Annotated in this window: 19 protein-coding genes; 8 read left to right on the forward strand and 11 right to left on the reverse strand. The window is 63.0% G+C overall.

What is annotated here, in order from left to right:
- The 3 genes from ACTIIH_RS13675 (at nt 1) to ACTIIH_RS13685 (ending at nt 2,491) form a co-directional block, all read left to right on the forward strand.
- Nucleotides 1-810, forward strand: coding sequence for a transposase (locus tag ACTIIH_RS13675; RefSeq protein WP_441452398.1), 810 nt, complete (start codon nt 1-3; stop codon nt 808-810).
- 420 nt (nt 811-1,230) lie between these two features.
- The gene (locus ACTIIH_RS13680; protein ID WP_441092245.1) at nt 1,231-2,022 is read left to right on the forward strand and encodes a hypothetical protein; all 792 of its coding nucleotides are present in this window, start codon (nt 1,231-1,233) and stop codon (nt 2,020-2,022) included.
- Nucleotides 2,012-2,491 (forward strand): helix-turn-helix domain-containing protein, encoded by a 480-nt coding sequence (locus ACTIIH_RS13685; protein WP_441092244.1) that lies wholly within the window; start codon nt 2,012-2,014, stop codon nt 2,489-2,491. The genes ACTIIH_RS13680 and ACTIIH_RS13685 overlap by 11 nt, the downstream gene beginning before the upstream one ends.
- Nucleotides 2,492-2,522: 31 nt before the next feature.
- Here ACTIIH_RS13685 and ACTIIH_RS13690 read toward each other — a convergent pair whose 3' ends face one another.
- From ACTIIH_RS13690 to ACTIIH_RS13710, 5 genes are all read right to left on the reverse strand, one after another.
- A complete protein-coding gene (locus ACTIIH_RS13690; RefSeq protein WP_441092243.1) occupies nt 2,523-2,747 on the reverse strand; it encodes an HNH endonuclease in 225 nt (74 codons plus the stop codon).
- A gap of 239 nt (nt 2,748-2,986) precedes the next feature.
- Nucleotides 2,987-3,835 carry a hypothetical protein gene (locus ACTIIH_RS13695; RefSeq protein ID WP_441092242.1) on the reverse strand — a complete coding sequence of 283 codons (849 nt, stop codon included), beginning with the start codon at nt 3,833-3,835 and terminating at the stop codon, nt 2,987-2,989.
- Complete coding sequence (locus ACTIIH_RS13700; RefSeq protein ID WP_441092241.1) at nt 3,789-4,055, reverse strand: hypothetical protein; 267 nt, start codon at nt 4,053-4,055, stop codon at nt 3,789-3,791. The genes ACTIIH_RS13695 and ACTIIH_RS13700 overlap by 47 nt, the downstream gene beginning before the upstream one ends.
- A gap of 14 nt (nt 4,056-4,069) precedes the next feature.
- Nucleotides 4,070-4,627 carry a hypothetical protein gene (locus tag ACTIIH_RS13705; protein WP_441092240.1) on the reverse strand — a complete coding sequence of 186 codons (558 nt, stop codon included), beginning with the start codon at nt 4,625-4,627 and terminating at the stop codon, nt 4,070-4,072.
- Nucleotides 4,620-4,976 (reverse strand): DUF7768 domain-containing protein, encoded by a 357-nt coding sequence (locus ACTIIH_RS13710; RefSeq protein WP_441092247.1) that lies wholly within the window; start codon nt 4,974-4,976, stop codon nt 4,620-4,622. Before ACTIIH_RS13710 ends, ACTIIH_RS13705 begins: the two co-directional genes overlap by 8 nt.
- Nucleotides 4,977-5,136: 160 nt before the next feature.
- Between ACTIIH_RS13710 and ACTIIH_RS13715 the strand changes: the two genes are divergently transcribed.
- The 5 genes from ACTIIH_RS13715 to ACTIIH_RS13735 all read left to right on the forward strand — a co-directional run bounded on the left by ACTIIH_RS13715 (nt 5,137) and on the right by ACTIIH_RS13735 (nt 9,771).
- On the forward strand, nt 5,137-5,865 hold the full coding sequence (locus tag ACTIIH_RS13715) for a hypothetical protein (protein WP_441452401.1): 729 nt from the start codon (nt 5,137-5,139) through the stop codon (nt 5,863-5,865).
- Between the two features lie 537 nt (nt 5,866-6,402).
- Nucleotides 6,403-6,906, forward strand: coding sequence for a hypothetical protein (locus ACTIIH_RS13720; RefSeq protein WP_441092238.1), 504 nt, complete (start codon nt 6,403-6,405; stop codon nt 6,904-6,906).
- Nucleotides 6,907-7,412: 506 nt separating this feature from the next.
- Nucleotides 7,413-8,042, forward strand: coding sequence for an Ig-like domain-containing protein (locus tag ACTIIH_RS13725; protein WP_441452402.1), 630 nt, complete (start codon nt 7,413-7,415; stop codon nt 8,040-8,042).
- Nucleotides 8,043-8,142: 100 nt separating this feature from the next.
- Nucleotides 8,143-8,790, forward strand: a complete 648-nt coding sequence (locus ACTIIH_RS13730; protein ID WP_441092236.1) for a DUF2637 domain-containing protein — start codon at nt 8,143-8,145, stop codon at nt 8,788-8,790.
- A 489-nt stretch (nt 8,791-9,279) separates the two neighbouring features.
- The gene (locus ACTIIH_RS13735; protein WP_441092246.1) at nt 9,280-9,771 is read left to right on the forward strand and encodes a DUF3145 domain-containing protein; all 492 of its coding nucleotides are present in this window, start codon (nt 9,280-9,282) and stop codon (nt 9,769-9,771) included.
- A gap of 282 nt (nt 9,772-10,053) precedes the next feature.
- On the opposite strand, the gene ACTIIH_RS13740 is transcribed toward ACTIIH_RS13735, so the two are convergent.
- The 6 genes from ACTIIH_RS13740 to aceE form a co-directional block, all read right to left on the reverse strand.
- The gene (locus ACTIIH_RS13740) at nt 10,054-11,298 is read right to left on the reverse strand and encodes a beta-ketoacyl-[acyl-carrier-protein] synthase family protein (RefSeq protein ID WP_441452404.1); all 1,245 of its coding nucleotides are present in this window, start codon (nt 11,296-11,298) and stop codon (nt 10,054-10,056) included.
- 67 nt (nt 11,299-11,365) lie between these two features.
- Nucleotides 11,366-11,617, reverse strand: coding sequence for an acyl carrier protein (locus ACTIIH_RS13745; protein ID WP_025776743.1), 252 nt, complete (start codon nt 11,615-11,617; stop codon nt 11,366-11,368).
- Nucleotides 11,618-11,736: 119 nt separating this feature from the next.
- Complete coding sequence (locus tag ACTIIH_RS13750) at nt 11,737-12,738, reverse strand: beta-ketoacyl-ACP synthase III (protein WP_101593568.1); 1,002 nt, start codon at nt 12,736-12,738, stop codon at nt 11,737-11,739.
- Between the two features lie 18 nt (nt 12,739-12,756).
- Nucleotides 12,757-13,662 carry an ACP S-malonyltransferase gene (locus ACTIIH_RS13755; protein WP_441452407.1) on the reverse strand — a complete coding sequence of 302 codons (906 nt, stop codon included), beginning with the start codon at nt 13,660-13,662 and terminating at the stop codon, nt 12,757-12,759.
- A gap of 55 nt (nt 13,663-13,717) precedes the next feature.
- Nucleotides 13,718-14,917 (reverse strand): PucR family transcriptional regulator, encoded by a 1,200-nt coding sequence (locus tag ACTIIH_RS13760; RefSeq protein WP_441452409.1) that lies wholly within the window; start codon nt 14,915-14,917, stop codon nt 13,718-13,720.
- Nucleotides 14,918-15,043: 126 nt separating this feature from the next.
- Nucleotides 15,044-17,026: pyruvate dehydrogenase (acetyl-transferring), homodimeric type (gene aceE, locus ACTIIH_RS13765; RefSeq protein WP_441452411.1), on the reverse strand; the 1,983-nt coding region annotated here is incomplete at its 5' end.

Genomic DNA, 17,026 nt, shown 5'->3' on the forward strand with positions numbered 1-17,026 from the left:
ATGTTCCTATCCTCTCGGTTGAATCAAGCCCTCCACCACACCCGGGGCGATCCAGACCTCCCAGCCCTGGTCAGGGCTGATTCGGCGTACTACTCCTCGACAGTAGTCAAAACCGCCCGGGACGCCGGAGCTCATGTGTCGATCACAGTGCGGATGGACAAAAGGATCAAGGCAGCGATCGCAGCGATCAGCGATGATGCATGGACGGGTATCGCCTACCCGGATGCGATCTATGACGAGGATTCCCGGACGTGGATCAGCCAAGCCGAAGTCGCTGAGATCCCGTTCACCGCGTTCACCTCGAAGAAGAAGTCCCTCCAGGCCACGGGACGCCTGGTGGTGCGACGCATCCCTGAACTTAACGAGAAGAAACGGTCCGCCGGGCAGAACCCCTTGTTCGATCTGTACCGGTACCACGCGTTCTTCACCACCGTCGATCTGGACTGTTTCGACACTGTGGTTGCTGATCAAGTGCATCGGAAGCACGCGATCATCGAGCAGATCAATGCGGAGTTGAAGAACGGGGCACTGGCGCATATGCCTTCCGGGGTGTTCAACGCCAATGCCGCCTGGGTGGCAATCGCTGCGATCACTCACAACCTGCTGCGAGCTGCGGCCGGACTCATCGGTGGACGGTTGAGCACAGTGCGTGCCCAGACGCTGAGAACACGGATCATAGGCGTGCCCGCACGGATTGCTCACCGAGCCAGAAGGCTGATCCTCCATCTGCCGAGACAGTGGCCGTGGGCGAAGGAGTTCGCACGGTTATGGCAAGCAGCTCTGAGTCCACCTACACGATCATCGTCCTGACCACACCGCTCCTGCACGAGCACGATGCCGCGGGGTTGGGGGAAGCCCTGGGAAACAATTGTGGAAGAAACCGGTGAGAGACCGGGACACTACCTCCTGCCCTCGCACCGCGTTCGCACTCATATCCAGGCACAGCCCTTGCCATCAAGCAGATCGGTGGATCAAGGCTAAGGCCGAGCTCACCGTCGAGCTGATCAAGAACGGGCACTCCGAACGGCTTCTGCCACTACGGTTCGACCCAGCATTCTGGACCTCTCAGCCAAATGCGGACGACTTCGAACGGTATCTCACGTCACTCCAGGCCGTAGATGTCCCTGAAATCGAGGCGCGACAGACCCGCCTGTCGACCGAGAATTGGTGTGTATGTGTTGGGATCATGAAGTAACCGCGGTCGGTTATCAGATCTGATAAGATACTTTCATGTCGGATTTCAATCGAAGGCACCCCCGCGGGCACGCGGGGAGGTTCACGGACAAGGCCCACGACGAGCCTGACGTGTCGATGATGAGTGAAAACGATGGGACTGCCCGGTTCACCGAGTTGCTTGAGTCGGCGGCCAAGCTCCAAGAGGCGATTCCGGGCACCGTCGTTGTCGGCGGTACTGCGGCGGCCTTCCACGCTGGCCATCGGGTCTCATATGACCACGACCATGTCATCGAAGACATGAGCAATCGATACGAATCGATTCTCGAAGCAGTCGAAAGTCTGCGTGGTTGGTCAACCGACCCCAACGTGTCGAAGCCACCGATGACGATCATGGGAGAGCTTGATGGTCATCAGGCAGGCCTGCGTAATATGAGACGGTCACGCCCATTGGAGGTCGAAGATCATGCGCTTCCGTCTGGACGAATACTGCACGTACCCACGTCCGATGAGACTCTCCGGGTAAAAGCGTTCCTGGCTTCGCAGAGGCGAGCCGTCCGGGACTATCTCGACGTTGCGGCCATGAGCGAGAACGTCGGCCTCGATCACGCAGCGGAGGTGCTCTCGCAACTCGACGACTACTACGAGGCAAAATCTGATCGAGCGCCTGTCAGAACTGCTGTCGAACGAGCACTGGCGAATCCACAGCCCAAGGATTCACGGACCCTTGACCGGCTCGGCGTGTACAAGGGTCTGAACCCTCGCTGGGCGGATTGGGGGCGCATCGAAAAGCAATGTAAGAAGCTCGCCGTAGCTATGAGCAGGAAAGGAGAAGGAGATGCCCTTTAACGAACTGATGTTTCGCAACGTCGACGGGTCGTCATCCGACTCCGTGGACTCCTGGCACCCTGAGGTCTTCGCATCAATTCTGGCCTATGGTGGCGCAAACGAGTACGCACCCGTGATGAACGAAATCTACCGCGACCCGTGGGGCAATGCCGCCCGCAGTGTCGAAGAGATCCTCGGGTACACCGATCCCGATGACGAGGAGGAACACATCGACCCGGGCACCTATGCTCTGTTCGAGTTTGGGCTGCGGTCTGCTCGGGAGGACGCCGAGCAACAAGAGAGAGAAAATGTAGCGGCCGAGCTCTTACGTCTGTTCGAGCTCTCTGGCCTCACGCGAGCGGAGTTCGCCGCGCGTCTGGGGACGTCAACCAGCCGCCTGTCAACCTACCTCGCAGCCAAGGTGTCCCCGCGGGCGTCGCTCATGGTTCGCGCTACACGCGTTGCTGCGGGGGCTGAGCAGCCAGCGTGAGCTCCTCGCATCCCGCGGCAGCCACAGCCGTCTAGAGCCCGTCGTATCGCTTGCCCGGAAATCGTGGCAGATCGGCAGGGAAGTAGCGTCGCCGACGCCACGTAATGAGCACGGCTGTGGCGATGGACGGGAAGTGCGCGGACTTGGCCAGGTTGCATGGAGCGCACGCGGCGACGAAGTTCTCAGCCACCGATGCCCCGCCCTTCGACCAGGGGATGAAGTGGTCACCATGGGCCGAGCGTCGCCGGCATCGCATCGTCCCAGCAGCTTCGGCATCTCGCACCGGTGACCGGCCCTGGCCATCCCCGCCTTGTACTCATGAGAGGCGAAATCGCGCAGCGGATCCGTTGTTGTTGAACGCCGACGGATACGACATGAGAGCACGAGCAAGCCGAGACCGACGACGATGATGACGATTGCCCACAGGTGGTCGATAACGAATCCCGCCGAATCGCTGACGAGCTCGAGTGAGACGACCTCCCTCGACGGCATCGTTCAGTCTTCGCTCGGCTCCGGCGACGGTGGACCTTCGGCGACGGTGTCTCGGTGCAGCTCTTCGGCAGCTTGGATGAATGTGAGCAGATCGGTGAGGTCACCGGCCGTCGCGTCGCGGATTGCACAGAAGAGCTGATCGAGGGTGGGCACGACCCGGTCAATGAGTTCCTCACCGGACTCGACTTCGGCGGCATCGATGGTCTCGATCGCCGAGGTGATCGCTGCGCTTACCGATTCGATGCCGTCGGGTAGATCGAGTGTCTCTGAGGGGTAGTCCTTGAGGTTGACCCTGGCGCCGACGAGGACGTTGGTCAGCATCGTTCTGCGTGGAGTGATGTCGTCTCCGCCCCATTCCTCGGACGTATATCGTGTCGGGTCGGCGACGGCATCGATGAGCGTCAGGCAGTCTTCGGCCACGCGATTGTAAGACGAGCCCAGCAGCGGGATCGACAGCTCGTTGGCGACACCGAGCGCCCATTCGCGTGCTTGAGGAGTGTCGACCGGGTTGACGAAGTAGCTGCTGAGGTCGATCGAATCGAGAATCGGGTCATGGGCGCCGTCGAGCCACGACTTCACACGGTCCAGATCATGCTCGTCGTCGACGTCGAGCCCGAAGAGCGCCAGAATGTCGACCCATCCGCCGGAGTCGGTGTCATACATGTTCGCGGCGCCGAGTTCGAGCATGATGCGCACGATGTAGAGTTCTTGCGCTTCGACGGTGCGAACTCGGCCGTCCGGGTGGAGGCTGACGTAGGGCTGCGTGATGTGGTGGGGCAGCCACATGAGCGGATTCGTCAGGAACTCAGGGTTGACGTGGTCGAATTGGCGCGTAGGGCGGTGGTTGACCATCGGCAAGCTTCTTCGGTCGGTAGTAGGGCAGGGGCATCGGGGCCATGATCGTCTGGATGAGATCAGCCCCGGCCAGGCCGGAGACCTCTTGGAACTCGGCCCAGCGATCGGCAATCCGCAACGGATTCGTCGGCATGAGCATCCAGTCACCGGGGCGGAGGATGAAGGGCCGGCGTTTCGCTTCGGCGGGAACTTCCATTCGGGTGGGGGACGCGATCATTGGTCTCTCCTTCTCTATGCGGCCACGGCGGCCGCGGCACGACGACGGGTGGCACACAGTGCAGCGAAAGCCTCGAACGTGCCGACGACGACGGACGGCTGAGAGGACAGTAGCGCCCACCGCTGATGACGAGGGTAGGCAAGGAAACCCTTGGGTGCGATGTCGGTGGTGATCCAGTCCCGAAGCTTCGAGATTGTGCCGAACTCGACGACCGCTTCGATGCCGAGTCGGTCGGCCAGTCCTGGCGTATATGAGGCGAGAATGCGCACATCGTTCTTCCGCGCGCCGTCGATGAGGGAGAGACGGACACCGAATGGCTTGAAACCATTCGCCGCCTGCGCCGCGGCGCCCGAGGCCGACTCCCGGACAGCCTGGCCGAGCTGGCTGCGCTTGAAGTTCTTCACCTGGACAGCCTCGTCGTCGAAGACGAAGAGATCGCCACGGTCATGGGGTTGACCGGCGTTCTTGCCTCGGGCGGCCCCCAGGACGGTGAAATCGCCGAGATCGGTGAGAATGCGTTCGAGGACCTCCCGTTCTCCGCGGTCGCCTTTGTTCTTCGCCGAGTTAGGCATGAGCATGCTCCTTGTCGGTCGCCTGGGACGGCGATTGGGTGAGAGTATGGCCGGTCCATGCCGGCAGGGATCGCTCTTCGACCGTTTTGCCCGCATGCTTGGCTGCGTTGATGGCCAGGTGCATGCCCGGCGTGACTCCGCGGTCGGTGTAGACGGCGACGAGGTCAGCGCAATCGAGCCAGTTGAGATTGGCTTCGATTCCGCAGGTCCGTTCATCCTCTATGGCGCCGTCGAGAACCCCCGGCTGGGTGTAGATGAGATGTGAGGCGAATGGTGCCTCGGATCTCATCAGGCTGTCGTGGACGGCGGCGCGAGCATATTGGCGGGTTCGTCTCCAGCGAAGGGAGATTCAATGATGACGCGTTTCACGCCGCCGAGACCTCCTCGGGAATCCCGATGAGTTCGAAACAGAAGCACCTGATTCGGAACTCTACGAGGAAGCCGGCTCCAAGACAGTGATCGTCACAGACAACACTGGAAAACCAGTCGGCGTCTGGTCGGATATGTCCATGGAGCAGCGTCGTGAGTTCCTCAAGAACTATCCCGATGCCGATCAGGTCAACCTCTACGGCGTCGGCGGCGAGAACTCTGATGGACGCACTGCCGAGCTGACCATCACCGAGTACAAGCTTCGCCCGCCGAAGGCCAGCGACGACGAGTACTCCGTCGATGAGGGAGGCCAGGTCAAGTTCAGCGGTGACGACCTCATGGACAACGACACTGTCCTCGATGGCGAAATCACCGACGTCAACACCGGCGGAGTCAAGGGTCTGTCCTGGAATCCGGAAACGGGAGAGGTGACGTTCGACGCCAGCGGCTACGAGGCAGGCGACTCAGTCGAGTTCACCTACGACTTTCGCCACACACAGGACCGAGAGAAGAATCGCTCCGGTCAGGACGATGTCTCGACCGGCACCGTGACGATCACGATCGGTGAAGACGGCAAGGGTCACGCCGTCGAAGAGGAACCGGACAAGCTCGGAGCAGACGTCGGCCTCGGCTCGACCGAGACTTCTTCTTTCTCGCTCAAAGGCGATGACCCAACGACCGAGGACTCCGACGATTCGGAGACCAGCGTCGGCGAAGCCGATCTGACGAAGCCGGATTCGATTCCGGAGCCGGCCGATGAGGACGATTCGACAGGCCCCGAGACCGGCCCGGCAAAGAAGACCGACAAGGCGACCGATGCCGAGCAGGTGGCACCGAAGAAGGTCACGACGCAGCCGGCGAAGAAGTAAGGCGACCGGAAGGCCGAGGAGAAGGGAACGCCTGACAAAGTTCAGACCCAGCCCGCAAAGAAGGGCTCAGGGAAGAAGGCCGAAGCTGCGAACGTTCCCGAAAAGGTCTCGACGCAGCCTGCGAAGAGGCCAGAGTCACCGGCGAAACCGACCCCCAACGGAGGGCCAGGTTCGAAGGCTTCTCCTCCGGCGAAGGCCGCGACACAGCCCGCGAAGAAGCCGAGCCAGCCTGCCAACGGCAACACATCAGGGCCTTCGGAACCGACAGGTTCAGCTTCACCGGCTAATCCTCCGAAGCAGCCCTCGGGAAGCCCCGAGCCTGCGCCCAAGGCACCGAAGGAGAAGGTCCCCGCGAAAGTGAGCGCGCCGCAGCCCGCGCCCGAGACGTCTCAGTCGAAGTCGGGTAAGGCTGAGCCGACGGGCGAGTAGAACGCTCACCACATGCGCCCATCGACATATGCTCCGGCAAAAGTTCTCGGTGGGCGCATACGACTGTATAACCACGAACACCATCACCAAACATTGAAGGACACCAAAGTGCAGACTCTCACGCAGAACACCAACACCGACGGCTTTCCCTACGTCGTCGAGACGCACACCTCACCGGTCGAGACCGAACTCATTGCTTGCGAGAACGCCTCGCAGGTACTGGCGACTATCGTCGACGGCTATACCGAGCTCAACGATGATGAGGCGCTGAAATCCCCGATCACACTCATCGAGGACCAAGTGCTCCCTCTGGTCAACGAACGCGTTTACAGCGACTACCTGGAGAAGAACGGCTTCGCGCGCCTGGCTCCGGCAGACGAAGAGGTCCTGCTGAGTCGTGAGAAGGACAGCTTCGGCCACATCGATTGGCAACTGGCCGACATTCCTCTCGCCGCCGCCTCGACCCAATTTGCGCCCTTCACCGAAGCCCCTGTCCCCACGGGCAATGTCTTGGTCGTCGACGTCACCAACGAGCTCGCCGTCATCCGGACGCTGAACAACTTCGGCCTCATCACGCTGTACGAGTCCGCGGACGAAGAAGCCAGCGAGTAAGCGCTCACCTCGCTGAGTCCTCGTCGGCTCAACCCACTGTAGGTCTGATGTTCCGCCCACCGCCCACAGGCTGGAGGACGAGTGCCCTGCGCATCGTTCCCAGCGCGGCGGTGGGTGTTCTATTGGCCAGCACGGTCGCAATGTCTCTCAGCATCGCCAGCGCGCGAAATGCGGATCCCCTGCTGGGGGCCGGGAACCCTCAGGCCGACTCGTTCTCGGTCGCGTCGCCTCCGGGCGCCGCTCCAGACGCAGAGGACCCCTCCGATACAGCCCGTCCGTCTCCACAGCTGCGTGGACACGGTCCCACGTCCGTTGACAGCGACCCGGTGGGGCCTGACGACCATAAGGACCCAGCGCCGACCATCCCAGATCCCGGTGAAGGTGACGCAATACGCGCGAACCCCAGCGGCCCCAGCGCGCCGACGACGGATTCGACCGGCAGTTGCAGCGATCATGAAGAGGCGGCGGCCGACACCTGTGGCGATGGCAGCGCGATCAACTCCCCAGTGTCTCGCCACACCTACCCTGACATCGACGTCAGCGACGTCCTCGAGGACCTCAACGGCAAGCGTCAAGAAGCCGGCGCGGCGCCAGTTCAGACGCATGGGCCAGACGAACGCAATGACTACACGCGCAACTCACCTTTCCCCGAGATTTCGGTCGTTACCTCAGACGGTGAGGTTATCGACGAGCTGCTCGCCGAACCCTATGATCGGTTCAATCTGCTGCGCGACTTCGGCGAGAGCACTGACGTCTTCGCCGACATCCGCACCGACAGGACTCCAAGCGGCCCCAGGGTGATGGTCGACTACACCCTCTTCACTCCCGTGGATGTAGACGCCGTTGACGACTCCGCGACGATGTCGTCCGGAGACGAAACTTCGATCGACGTCCTCGGCAACGACGTGTATTTCAGCGCTGCAGAGGTCATGTTGGCTTCCAATCCGAGGCATGGATCGGCGCGGATCGACGACGGACGGATCGTCTACAGCGGCAATCGCGCGGCCGGCTCGGATTCCCTGACCTATACCATCACCGACGCTCGTGGAAAGTCGAGTACGGCCACCGTCGGAATCACTGTGGTTCCTCCAACGATCGAGCGACCGGCGAAAGCAACACCGAAGGATCGGCGGTGAGGGTGAGGCCGGTCTCCACTGCTCTATTCGCGGGTGAGACCGGCCATGAGACTCGGTACACTATTCGACCATGCAAAGGATCCGCCCTGAGTCACCAGAGATGGCACTGTGGGCACTCATTCTGGCCGTGCTCGTCGCTGTCGCCTCGTTCGCGGTCTTTTTCACTGGGCTGATATCTGCCGCCGGATGGGCCGGTGTTCCGACGGTGTTGCGGCCGGCGGTCCCGCTGGTTGTCGATTCGTCGATTCTTGTCTTCACTGTCGCTGCGGTCGTTGCCCGTGCGCGCGGCGCGGACCCGCGACTATCGTGGGCAGCGGTCGGATTCTCCACCCTTGTGTCGATGGTCACCAATGCCACCCACGCACTGAGCGACGGCACGTCGACGGCCACTACCTGGCCTGCCATCGTCGTCGGTGCAGCTATCGCGGGCCTCATGCCAGTAGCCTGCCTGGTATCGACGCATACCGCCGTCTCCGTTGCCGTGGCACCACCACATGGTTCGGTGGCGACGAGACGCAGGGCGGAGCGCCAACGCTTAGCCTCGGTGGACTCGACTGGCATCGAGGCCCATGCTCAACCAGATCGGACTCAGCGGTCCAGCAGGCCCCGCTCGAGCAAAGTGCACATCGATGCCTCTGCAGTCGTCTCCCTCGTCGCTGAAGGCAAGACTCAGCGTCAGATCGCTGATGAGCTGGGGACGTCGAAGTCGACGGTGCAGCGAGTGTTGGCGGGTGGGGCGATCTCATGACGCCGAGCGGCTCAAAATGTTCTTTAAGTGCTCTTTATTTCGTGAAACGGGGTGAATCCAGATGATTCTACGTGATGAACCGAATGGCGGTCTTCCCAGCGATGGCGCGGCAAACCGCACACACAAGCCTCGCAAAAACTGATGAACTGCTAATTCCTTGGTCGTCGGTTCAAGTCCGACCGGGGGCACCCAGAGACATTCGCCGACGCGTTCGGGCACTCTTGTCACCTTCTGCGGTCGTCGGGCTCTGTCTCGGGCAAGCGGATCCGCGTTCGGGTCGAGGAAGGCCGTGGACGGGCGATGCATCCTCGGCGCTGTGCACGTCGGTCATGTTCCCACCGCAACGCCGATCGTCGGCCACCTGCAGACACCCGACGCCACCAGCATCTTTGATGCTTGGCTGCACGCCGAACATCGACTATCATGTGGTCAGAACCTCCTTTCGGATCGTAGGGGAAGACGTATCCGAGGTAGGAGGCAGAAATGGATATGACACAGGGCGTACTCTTCGTCCACTCAGCACCTCGTGCGCTGTGCCCTCACATCGAATGGGCAGCGGGCGGGGCCATCGGCGCACAGGCACGCTTCGACTGGACTCCCCAGCCGGCAGCGCCAGGTCTCGTGCGCGCAGAAGTCTGCTGGCGCGCGCCGGCGGGCTCGGGAGCCCGTATTGCATCCGCACTGCGCGGCTGGGACTCGCTCCGGTACGAAGTCACCGAGGAGCCCTCGGCCGGAGTCGACGGCGGTCGGTGGAGCCACACACCCGATCTGGGCATCTACCACGCTGTCACCGACACGGCTGGCAACATCCTCGTCCCTGAAGACCGCATCCGCTCCGTCATGGAACGCGCGGCAGGCGATCCCGCGAGGTTCTCCTCGGGGATGGCGATCGCCCTCGGCGAAGCGTGGGACGAAGAACTCGACGCATTCCGCCACGCAGGTGAGGGCGCACCGGTGCGCTGGCTGACCAAGGTCGGATGAGCCTCTCTTCACCTCGTCGGGACACGCGATGATTCTGTTCGCCTGATTCTGTCGCTCGATTCTGCTCAATGGGCACACCTTCCTGCCTCGGGTGTGCCCATTTCGCATGCTCTCGTGCCTGCGCGCCTTAGGCAGGAGGCTCTGCACAAATCACCCTCCTAGGCACAGACCGCGGTCTGCGCCCTAATGGAAACGGCCCACTCTGAGTCGGAAAGCACAGTTTCAAAACCGTGCTCTCCGACTCAGAGTGGGCCGTAGCGCTGTCTGAGTTCGCGCAGAACCTCAGACGGAGCGGAATGCGACGACGGCGTTGTGACCGCCGAAGCCGAACGAGTTCGTGATCGCCGCGATATCGCCGGAAGGCAGATCCGCAGGAGTGTCACGGACGATGTTGATCCCCTTGACCTTCGGATCGACCTCATCGATGTTGATGGTCGGGGGAGCGGTGCGAGTCTGCAGCGCCTTGACAGTGAGGATCGCCTCGACGGCACCGGTACCGCCGAGCAGGTGGCCGGTCATCGACTTCGTGGCCGAGACGAGGGCGTCGGAGACGTTGTCGCCGAGGAGTTCGCTGATGGCCAGCGATTCGGGGATGTCTCCGACCGGAGTCGACGTGGCGTGTGCGTTGACATGCTTGATCTCGGAGGCGGTCAGCCCACCGGCATCAAGCGCCTGCTGCATGGCGGCCAGCGCGTGCTTGCCCTCCGGCTCTCCGCCGGTGATGTGGTAGGCGTCGTTCGAGATGCCCCAGCCGGCCACCTCGGCGTAGATCTTCGCTCCACGAGCCTTCGCATGCTCCTCGGTCTCGAGGATGAGCGTGCCCGCGCCATCGCCCATGACGAATCCGTCACGGTCGACGTCATAGGGGCGCGAAGCGGTCTCGGGCGAATCCGTGCGACGCGACAGCGCCTGCATCGAATTGAACGCGGCAAGAGTGATCGGGTGGATCGCTGCTTCCGAACCGCCGGCGATGATGATGTCGGCCTTGCCCGAAGCGAGAACGTCATAGGCGTGGCCGAGGCTCTCGGTCGATGAGGCGCAGGCGGACACCAGGGTCTGCACGCCGGCACGAGCCTTGAATTCCATCCCGATGGCGGCCGCGGGGCCGTTGGGCATGAGCATGGGCACGGTCAGGGGCATGACCCGGCGCGGGCCTTCCTCCTGTAGGGTGTCCCAGGCGTCGAGCAGAGTCCAGACTCCGCCGATTCCGGTGGCCCAGGAGACGGCGGTGCGTTCCGGATCGGTCTCCTCGAGACCGGCATCGGCCATGGCTTCACGAGCAGAGATGAGAGCGAACTGGCTCGAAGGATCGAGGCGTTTGGCCTGGACCCGTTTGAGATTGTCGGGCACGACCTGTGGGTCGACCTGCGCTGCGAAGTCCACGGCGAGGCCGTACTTCTCCGACCAATCGTTGTCCATTGTGTGGACGCCGGACTGACCGGCCAGAGTGGCTTCCCAAGTGGCATCGACAGTCGCGCCCAAGGGGGTTACCGCACCGATTCCGGTGACGACAACTTTAGATGTCATGGTACAAACCTCGTCGATAGTGTGGACACGGCCCGCCTGTGGACGGGCCGTGTTCGGCTGCTGTGTCTCAGGCTTCCTGAGCCTTGTTGATGTAGTCGACAGCGTCCTGAACGGTGACGAGATCCTTGACGTCGTCATCCGGGATCTTCACGCCGAATTTCTTCTCAGCGTTGACGACGATGGTCATCATCGAGATGGAGTCGATGTCGAGGTCATCGGTGAACGACTTGTCGGCTTCGACTGCTTCGACAGCCAGGCCGGTCTCTTCGTTGACGATCTCTGCCAGCCCAGCGAGGACTTCAGCTTCGGTGAATGCCATTTCTTTCCTACTTTCTGATTGCGGTCGAGGGTTTGTCGACCGTGTGAGGAACTTTTCGACGAGTGTCCCGCCGAATATCTTAGGACATTCACGGAGAGTTTTCCGTGAATGGGTGTGTCTCAGGGCAGGCGCACGACCTGAGCACCGTAGACGAGTCCGGCGCCGAAGCCCATCTGCAGGGCGAGACCGCCGCTGAGCTCGGGCTGTTCGCGCAGGAGCCGCTCGGTGGCCAGCGGGATCGACGCCGCTGAGGTGTTCCCGTTGTCGGCGATATCACGTGCGATTACGACGGACTCGGGAAGCTTCAGCTGCTTGGCGAGTTCATCGATGATGCGCATATTCGCCTGGTGCGGGATGAAGGCAGCGAGATCCTCGGCTTCGATCCCGGAAGCGGCGAGAGCCTCCTTGGCCACCTCGGCGCCGTCCCACACGGCCCAGCGGAAGACGGTCGGCCCGTCCTGGCGCAGGGTCGGGAAGGGCAGTTCACGGTCGTCGCGGATGTCGTAGAGCGAATCCGTCATCCGGATGGTCGACCAGTTCTCGCCCTTCGAACCCCACACCGTCTTCGAGATGCCGGGTTCGTCGGAGGAGGACACGACGACTGCACCGGCTCCATCGCCGAGGATGAACGAAATCGAGCGGTCTTCGGGGTCGATGACCTCGGAGAGCTTCTCCGCACCGATGACGAGGACATTGTCGAGCGTGCCTGCCCGCACCAGGGCGTCGGCCTGGGAGATGCCGTAGCAGTAGCCGGCGCAGGCCGCACTGATGTCCCACGCCGGGATCGGCCCGGTGCCCAAGCGCGCGGTCAGTGCCGCGGCGGCGGAGGGCGTGAAGTACTCGAAGGTGACCGTGGAGATGATGATCGCCCCGATCTCCTCGGGCTTGAGCCCGGCGGAGGCGATGGCCTCGAGCGCGGCCTCCTCGGACATGTCGAGGACGCCGACATCTTTGCTGGCGCGACGGCGGGTGACGATGCCGGTGCGCTGACGGATCCATTCGTCGGACGAATTGATGGGGCCGGCGATATCGTCATTGCTGACGAGGTTCTCCGCGCGGTAGGCTCCGATTCCGGAAATGCGGGAGAAGGTGCCGAGCTCGGCAGTCTTGAGTGTTGGCATGACGTCTTCTTTCGATTCTCAGGCGTGGGCTGCCGCGAACTCACGCGCGCCGTCGAGGTCGGCGGCCGATTTGATTGCGAAGGTCTCGACGCCCTTCATGGCGCGTCGAGCGATTCCGGTCAGGGTGCCACCGGGGACGAGTTCGATCATTCCGGTGACCCCGGCACCCAGCAGCGTCTCCTGGCACAGGTCCCAGCGAACCGGGTTCGTGACCTGTCTGACCAGGCGGTCGACGTACTCGCGCCCGGTTTCGACGGCAGTTCCGTCGGAGTTGCTGAGGATCGATGCAGCGGGATCGGAGACCTCCATCGCCGAGGCGGCGGCAGCGAGTTCTGCGGTGGCCGCAGCCATGAACTCGGTATGGAAGGCACCGGCCACGGCCAGCGGAATGACTCGAGCGCGCTCGGGCGGATTCTCTGCCAGTGCCTCGAGCGCGTCGAGAGATCCGGCGGCCACGGTCTGGCCCCCGCCGTTGACATTGGCAGGGCTCGCCCCGGCGGCCTCGATCGCGGTGAGAACGTCGTCGGGTTGGCCGCCGACCACCGCGGACATCCCGGTCGGAGTGGCGGCGGCAGCGGCGGCCATTCCATCGGCACGGACCTTGACGAAGCGCATGGCGTCGGCGGGGGAGAAGATGCCGGCGATCTGCGCGGCGGCGATCTCTCCCACGGAGTGTCCGGCGACGACGGCAGGACTGACACCGAGCTCGGCAGCGCAGGCGATGGCGGAAGCGACGAGCAGAGGCTGTGCCACCGCGGTGTCCTTGATCGTCTCGTCGTCGGATTCGGTTCCGTGCAGACGCAGGTTGATCCCCGAGGCGGTCGAGAGTTCGTCGATCTGTGCCGAGAAAGCGTCGAGTTCGAGGAACGAACTCAGGAAACCGGTCTTCTGGGCTCCCTGGCCCGGACAGGTGATTGCAAGCACTCAGTTCTCTTTTCGTTGGGTTCCGTTGATCAATCTAATGGACTCGGGGCCGAAATCACTGCGATTTGTCGCTGGTCGACAATACGCCGTCCTCGGACAGTCGCCCATACACCAAGGCGATGTGGATGACGAAGGCGTCACGTGACGATGTCGGGTCGAGTCCGATCGCGTCGGTGATCTTGCGCAGCCGGTAGCGCACGGTGTTCGGGTGCACTGACAGTGCCTTGGCCGTGGCCTCGAGCGAGGATCCGAATTCGACATAGGCGCTCACGGTCTTCAGCAGCTGTCCGGTGCCCGAGGTCAGCGGTTCGTAATAGCGCTCGATGAGTTCGCTCAGGGCGATCCGGTCCCCGGACAGGGCGCGTTCGGGCAGGAGGTCATCGGCTTTGACGGGGCGAGGGGAATCCGGGCGGGCGGTCGCGGCTTTGAGGGCTCGGATCGCCGCCTTCGCCGAGGTGGCCGCCTCAGCGAGGCCCGGCACCGCGGGCCCGACGATGACCTCGGAGGGCCCGAAACAGTCCGAGAGGTCTTCGACGGCGTCATCGAGCTCCGTGACTCCGCCGAGGACGATGAGCAGCCGATTGTCGTGGATTCCGACGAGCGCATCATCGGCCCACCGGCTGGCCCTGCGGCGGATGCCGTCCAACCCCTTCTTCGCCGAGCGCTGTGGGGCGCGGCCGACGATGACGCACACGGGCCCCTCGGACTGCCAGCCGAAGGCGGCAGTACGGCTTGCGAGCTCGTCCACGGAATCTCCGCGGACGAGGGCGTCGACGACCATCGCTTCGAGGCGGGCATCCCAGCTGCCTCGAGCCTCGGCGGCCCGGGCGTAGACGTCGGCGGCGGCGAACGCGATCTCACGGGAATAGACGAGCACGGCCTCGCGCAGGGCCGGCTGCTCGACCGGGCGTGCGATGTCCGGGACGCGCTCCTCGACGACCTCGACGACGATCTTGAGCAGCTGCAGCGTCTGCTGCAGAGTGATGGCGCGGATGAGGTCGCGTGGTGCTGTCTTGAAGATGTCGGAGACCACACGCAGGTTCGTGTCGGGTTTGCGGTACCAGTCGACGAATGAGGAGATGCCGGACTGGGCCAGCAGGCCCACCCAAGAACGGTCGGAGGACGACATCGAGCGGTACCAGGGCAGCTGAGCCTCCAGGCGCTGCAGAGTCACCGACGACAGGACACCCACTCCGGCACGCAGTCTGCGGGCGGTTTCGGCGCGACGGCGCAGGGTCTCGGCATCAGACATCATGAGCACGAGTTTAGACGAAAAAGAACAACCGGGTTGTCAGCGACATACAAACTTTCGGAGAAGAAGACAAATATGGCCGAAGTCTTGGAGACTCCGGCCATATCAGCCTTCAGGCGACGGGGGAGATCAGGCGCCAGCCCCCTCTGTCGAACCCGAGCTGCCGGCACGGACATCGTTGAGCTGGTACTTCTCAGCCGCCTCGGCGGCCTTGTCGATTGAGATCTTCCCAGTATCGGCCAGTGAGATGAGCGCCTGCGTGACCACGGACGGGCCATCGACGAGATAATAGCGACGTGCCGCCGGACGGGTGTCCGAGATTCCGTATCCGTCGGTTCCCAACGAGGTGAAGTGGCTGGGCACGTATTGACGGATCTGATCGGGAACTGCACGCATATAATCCGAGGTCGCGATGACCGGGCCCTCCGTCTCGGCCATCTTCTCGGTGACATACGGAGTCCGCGGTTCGGATTCGGGGTTCTTCAGACGCTCGTTCTCAGCGTCGAGTCCGTCACGGCGCAGCTCTGTCCACGAGGTGACCGACCAGACATCGGCCGAGACGCCCCAGTCCTGATCGAGCAGCTCCTGTGCTTCGAGCACCCACGGCACACCGACCCCGGAGGCCATCAGCTGAACCTTCGGGCCACCATTGTCGGGACCCTTCTTCAGCAGGTAGAGGCCCTTGAGCACGCCCTCGACGTCGAGATCTTCCGGTTCGGCCGGCTGGACCATCGGCTCGTTGTACATCGTGATGTAGTAGAGCACGTCGGAGTCCCGGTCATCGGCAGGATCGTACATCCGGTGGATGCCGTCCTTGACGATATGCGCGATCTCATAGCTGAAGGCCGGGTCGTAGGAGACCACCGACGGGTAGGTCGAGGCCAGCACGTGCGAATGTCCGTCGGCGTGCTGCAGGCCCTCGGCCACCAGAGTGGTGCGCCCCGCGGTGGCGCCGAGGACGAAGCCGCGAGCCATCTGATCTCCGGCGGCCCAGAAGAAGTCACCGGTGCGCTGGAACCCGAACATCGAGTAGAAGATGTAGAACGGGATCATCGGTTCGCCGTGCGTGGCGTACGAGGTGCCGACCGCGGTCAGCGCCGCGGTCGCTCCAGCCTCGTTGATGCCGACGTGGAGCAGCTGACCGTCCGTGGCCTCCTTGTAGGCCAGGAACAGGTCACGGTCGACGGAGATGTAGTTCTGCCCGTGGGGATTGTAGATCTTCGCCGTCGGGAAGAACGAGTCCATGCCGAAGGTGCGAGCCTCGTCGGGGATGATCGGCACGATCCGGTGACCGAACTCCTTCTCCCGCATGAGGTCCTTGAGCACGCGCACGAAGCCCATCGTGGTGGCGATCTCCTGTTTGCCTGATCCACGACGACCGGCCTGGTAGGCCTTGTCCGAGGGCATCTTGAGATCGATATGGGTCGATCGACGCTCGGGGGAGTAGCCGCCGAGCTCCGCGCGGCGCTCCTGCATGTACTTGATCTCGGGTGCGTCGACGCCCGGGTGGTAGTACGGAGGCAGCTTCGGGTTGTCTTCGAGTTCCTTGTCCGAGATCGGGATCTGGAAGTGGTCGCGGGCGAGCTTGAGATCGTCGACCGTGAGCTTCTTCATCTGGTGCGTGGCGTTCCGCGCCTCGAAGTGCGGTCCGAGGGAGTAGCCCTTGACCGTCTTGACGAGGATGACGGTGGGCTGTCCGGTGTGCTCCATCGCTGCCTTGTAGGCGGCGAAGACCTTTCGGTAGTCGTGGCCGCCGCGCTTGAGGTTCCAGATCTGCTCGTCGCTGTAGTCCTCGACCATCGCTTTCGTCCGCGGGTCGCGGCCGAAGAAGTTGTCGCGCACGAACCCGCCGGACTCACCCTTGTAGGTCTGGTAGTCGCCGTCGGGGGTGGTGTTCATAAGGTTGACGAGTGCGCCGTCGCGGTCCTTGGCAAGCAGCGCGTCCCATTCGCGTCCCCAGACGACCTTGATGACGTTCCAGCCGGCACCGCGGAAGTAGGACTCGAGCTCCTGCATGATCTTGCCGTTGCCGCGGACGGGTCCGTCGAGGCGCTGCAGGTTGCAGTTGATGACGAAGTTGAGGTTGTCGAGCTCTTCGAAGGCGGCGACGTG

Origin of the sequence: Brevibacterium sp., assembly GCF_052105255.1 — a bacterium.
Classification (GTDB): domain Bacteria; phylum Actinomycetota; class Actinomycetes; order Actinomycetales; family Brevibacteriaceae; genus Brevibacterium; species Brevibacterium linens_B.

Bases quoted from the DNA above. Each gene is read 5' to 3' on its own strand.
- ACTIIH_RS13675 (WP_441452398.1), top strand. From the start codon at position 1: ATGTTCCTATCCTCTCGGTTGAATCAAGCCCTCCACCACACCCGGGGC.
- ACTIIH_RS13680 (WP_441092245.1), top strand. From the start codon at position 1,231: ATGTCGGATTTCAATCGAAGGCACCCCCGCGGGCACGCGGGGAGGTTC.
- ACTIIH_RS13685 (WP_441092244.1), top strand. From the start codon at position 2,012: ATGCCCTTTAACGAACTGATGTTTCGCAACGTCGACGGGTCGTCATCC.
- ACTIIH_RS13690 (WP_441092243.1), bottom strand. From the start codon at position 2,747: ATGCGATGCCGGCGACGCTCGGCCCATGGTGACCACTTCATCCCCTGG.
- ACTIIH_RS13695 (WP_441092242.1), bottom strand. From the start codon at position 3,835: ATGGTCAACCACCGCCCTACGCGCCAATTCGACCACGTCAACCCTGAG.
- ACTIIH_RS13700 (WP_441092241.1), bottom strand. From the start codon at position 4,055: ATGATCGCGTCCCCCACCCGAATGGAAGTTCCCGCCGAAGCGAAACGC.
- ACTIIH_RS13705 (WP_441092240.1), bottom strand. From the start codon at position 4,627: ATGCCTAACTCGGCGAAGAACAAAGGCGACCGCGGAGAACGGGAGGTC.
- ACTIIH_RS13715 (WP_441452401.1), top strand. From the start codon at position 5,137: ATGGAGCAGCGTCGTGAGTTCCTCAAGAACTATCCCGATGCCGATCAG.
- ACTIIH_RS13730 (WP_441092236.1), top strand. From the start codon at position 8,143: ATGGCACTGTGGGCACTCATTCTGGCCGTGCTCGTCGCTGTCGCCTCG.
- ACTIIH_RS13735 (WP_441092246.1), top strand. From the start codon at position 9,280: ATGACACAGGGCGTACTCTTCGTCCACTCAGCACCTCGTGCGCTGTGC.
- ACTIIH_RS13740 (WP_441452404.1), bottom strand. From the start codon at position 11,298: ATGACATCTAAAGTTGTCGTCACCGGAATCGGTGCGGTAACCCCCTTG.
- ACTIIH_RS13745 (WP_025776743.1), bottom strand. From the start codon at position 11,617: ATGGCATTCACCGAAGCTGAAGTCCTCGCTGGGCTGGCAGAGATCGTC.
- ACTIIH_RS13750 (WP_101593568.1), bottom strand. From the start codon at position 12,738: ATGCCAACACTCAAGACTGCCGAGCTCGGCACCTTCTCCCGCATTTCC.
- ACTIIH_RS13760 (WP_441452409.1), bottom strand. From the start codon at position 14,917: ATGATGTCTGATGCCGAGACCCTGCGCCGTCGCGCCGAAACCGCCCGC.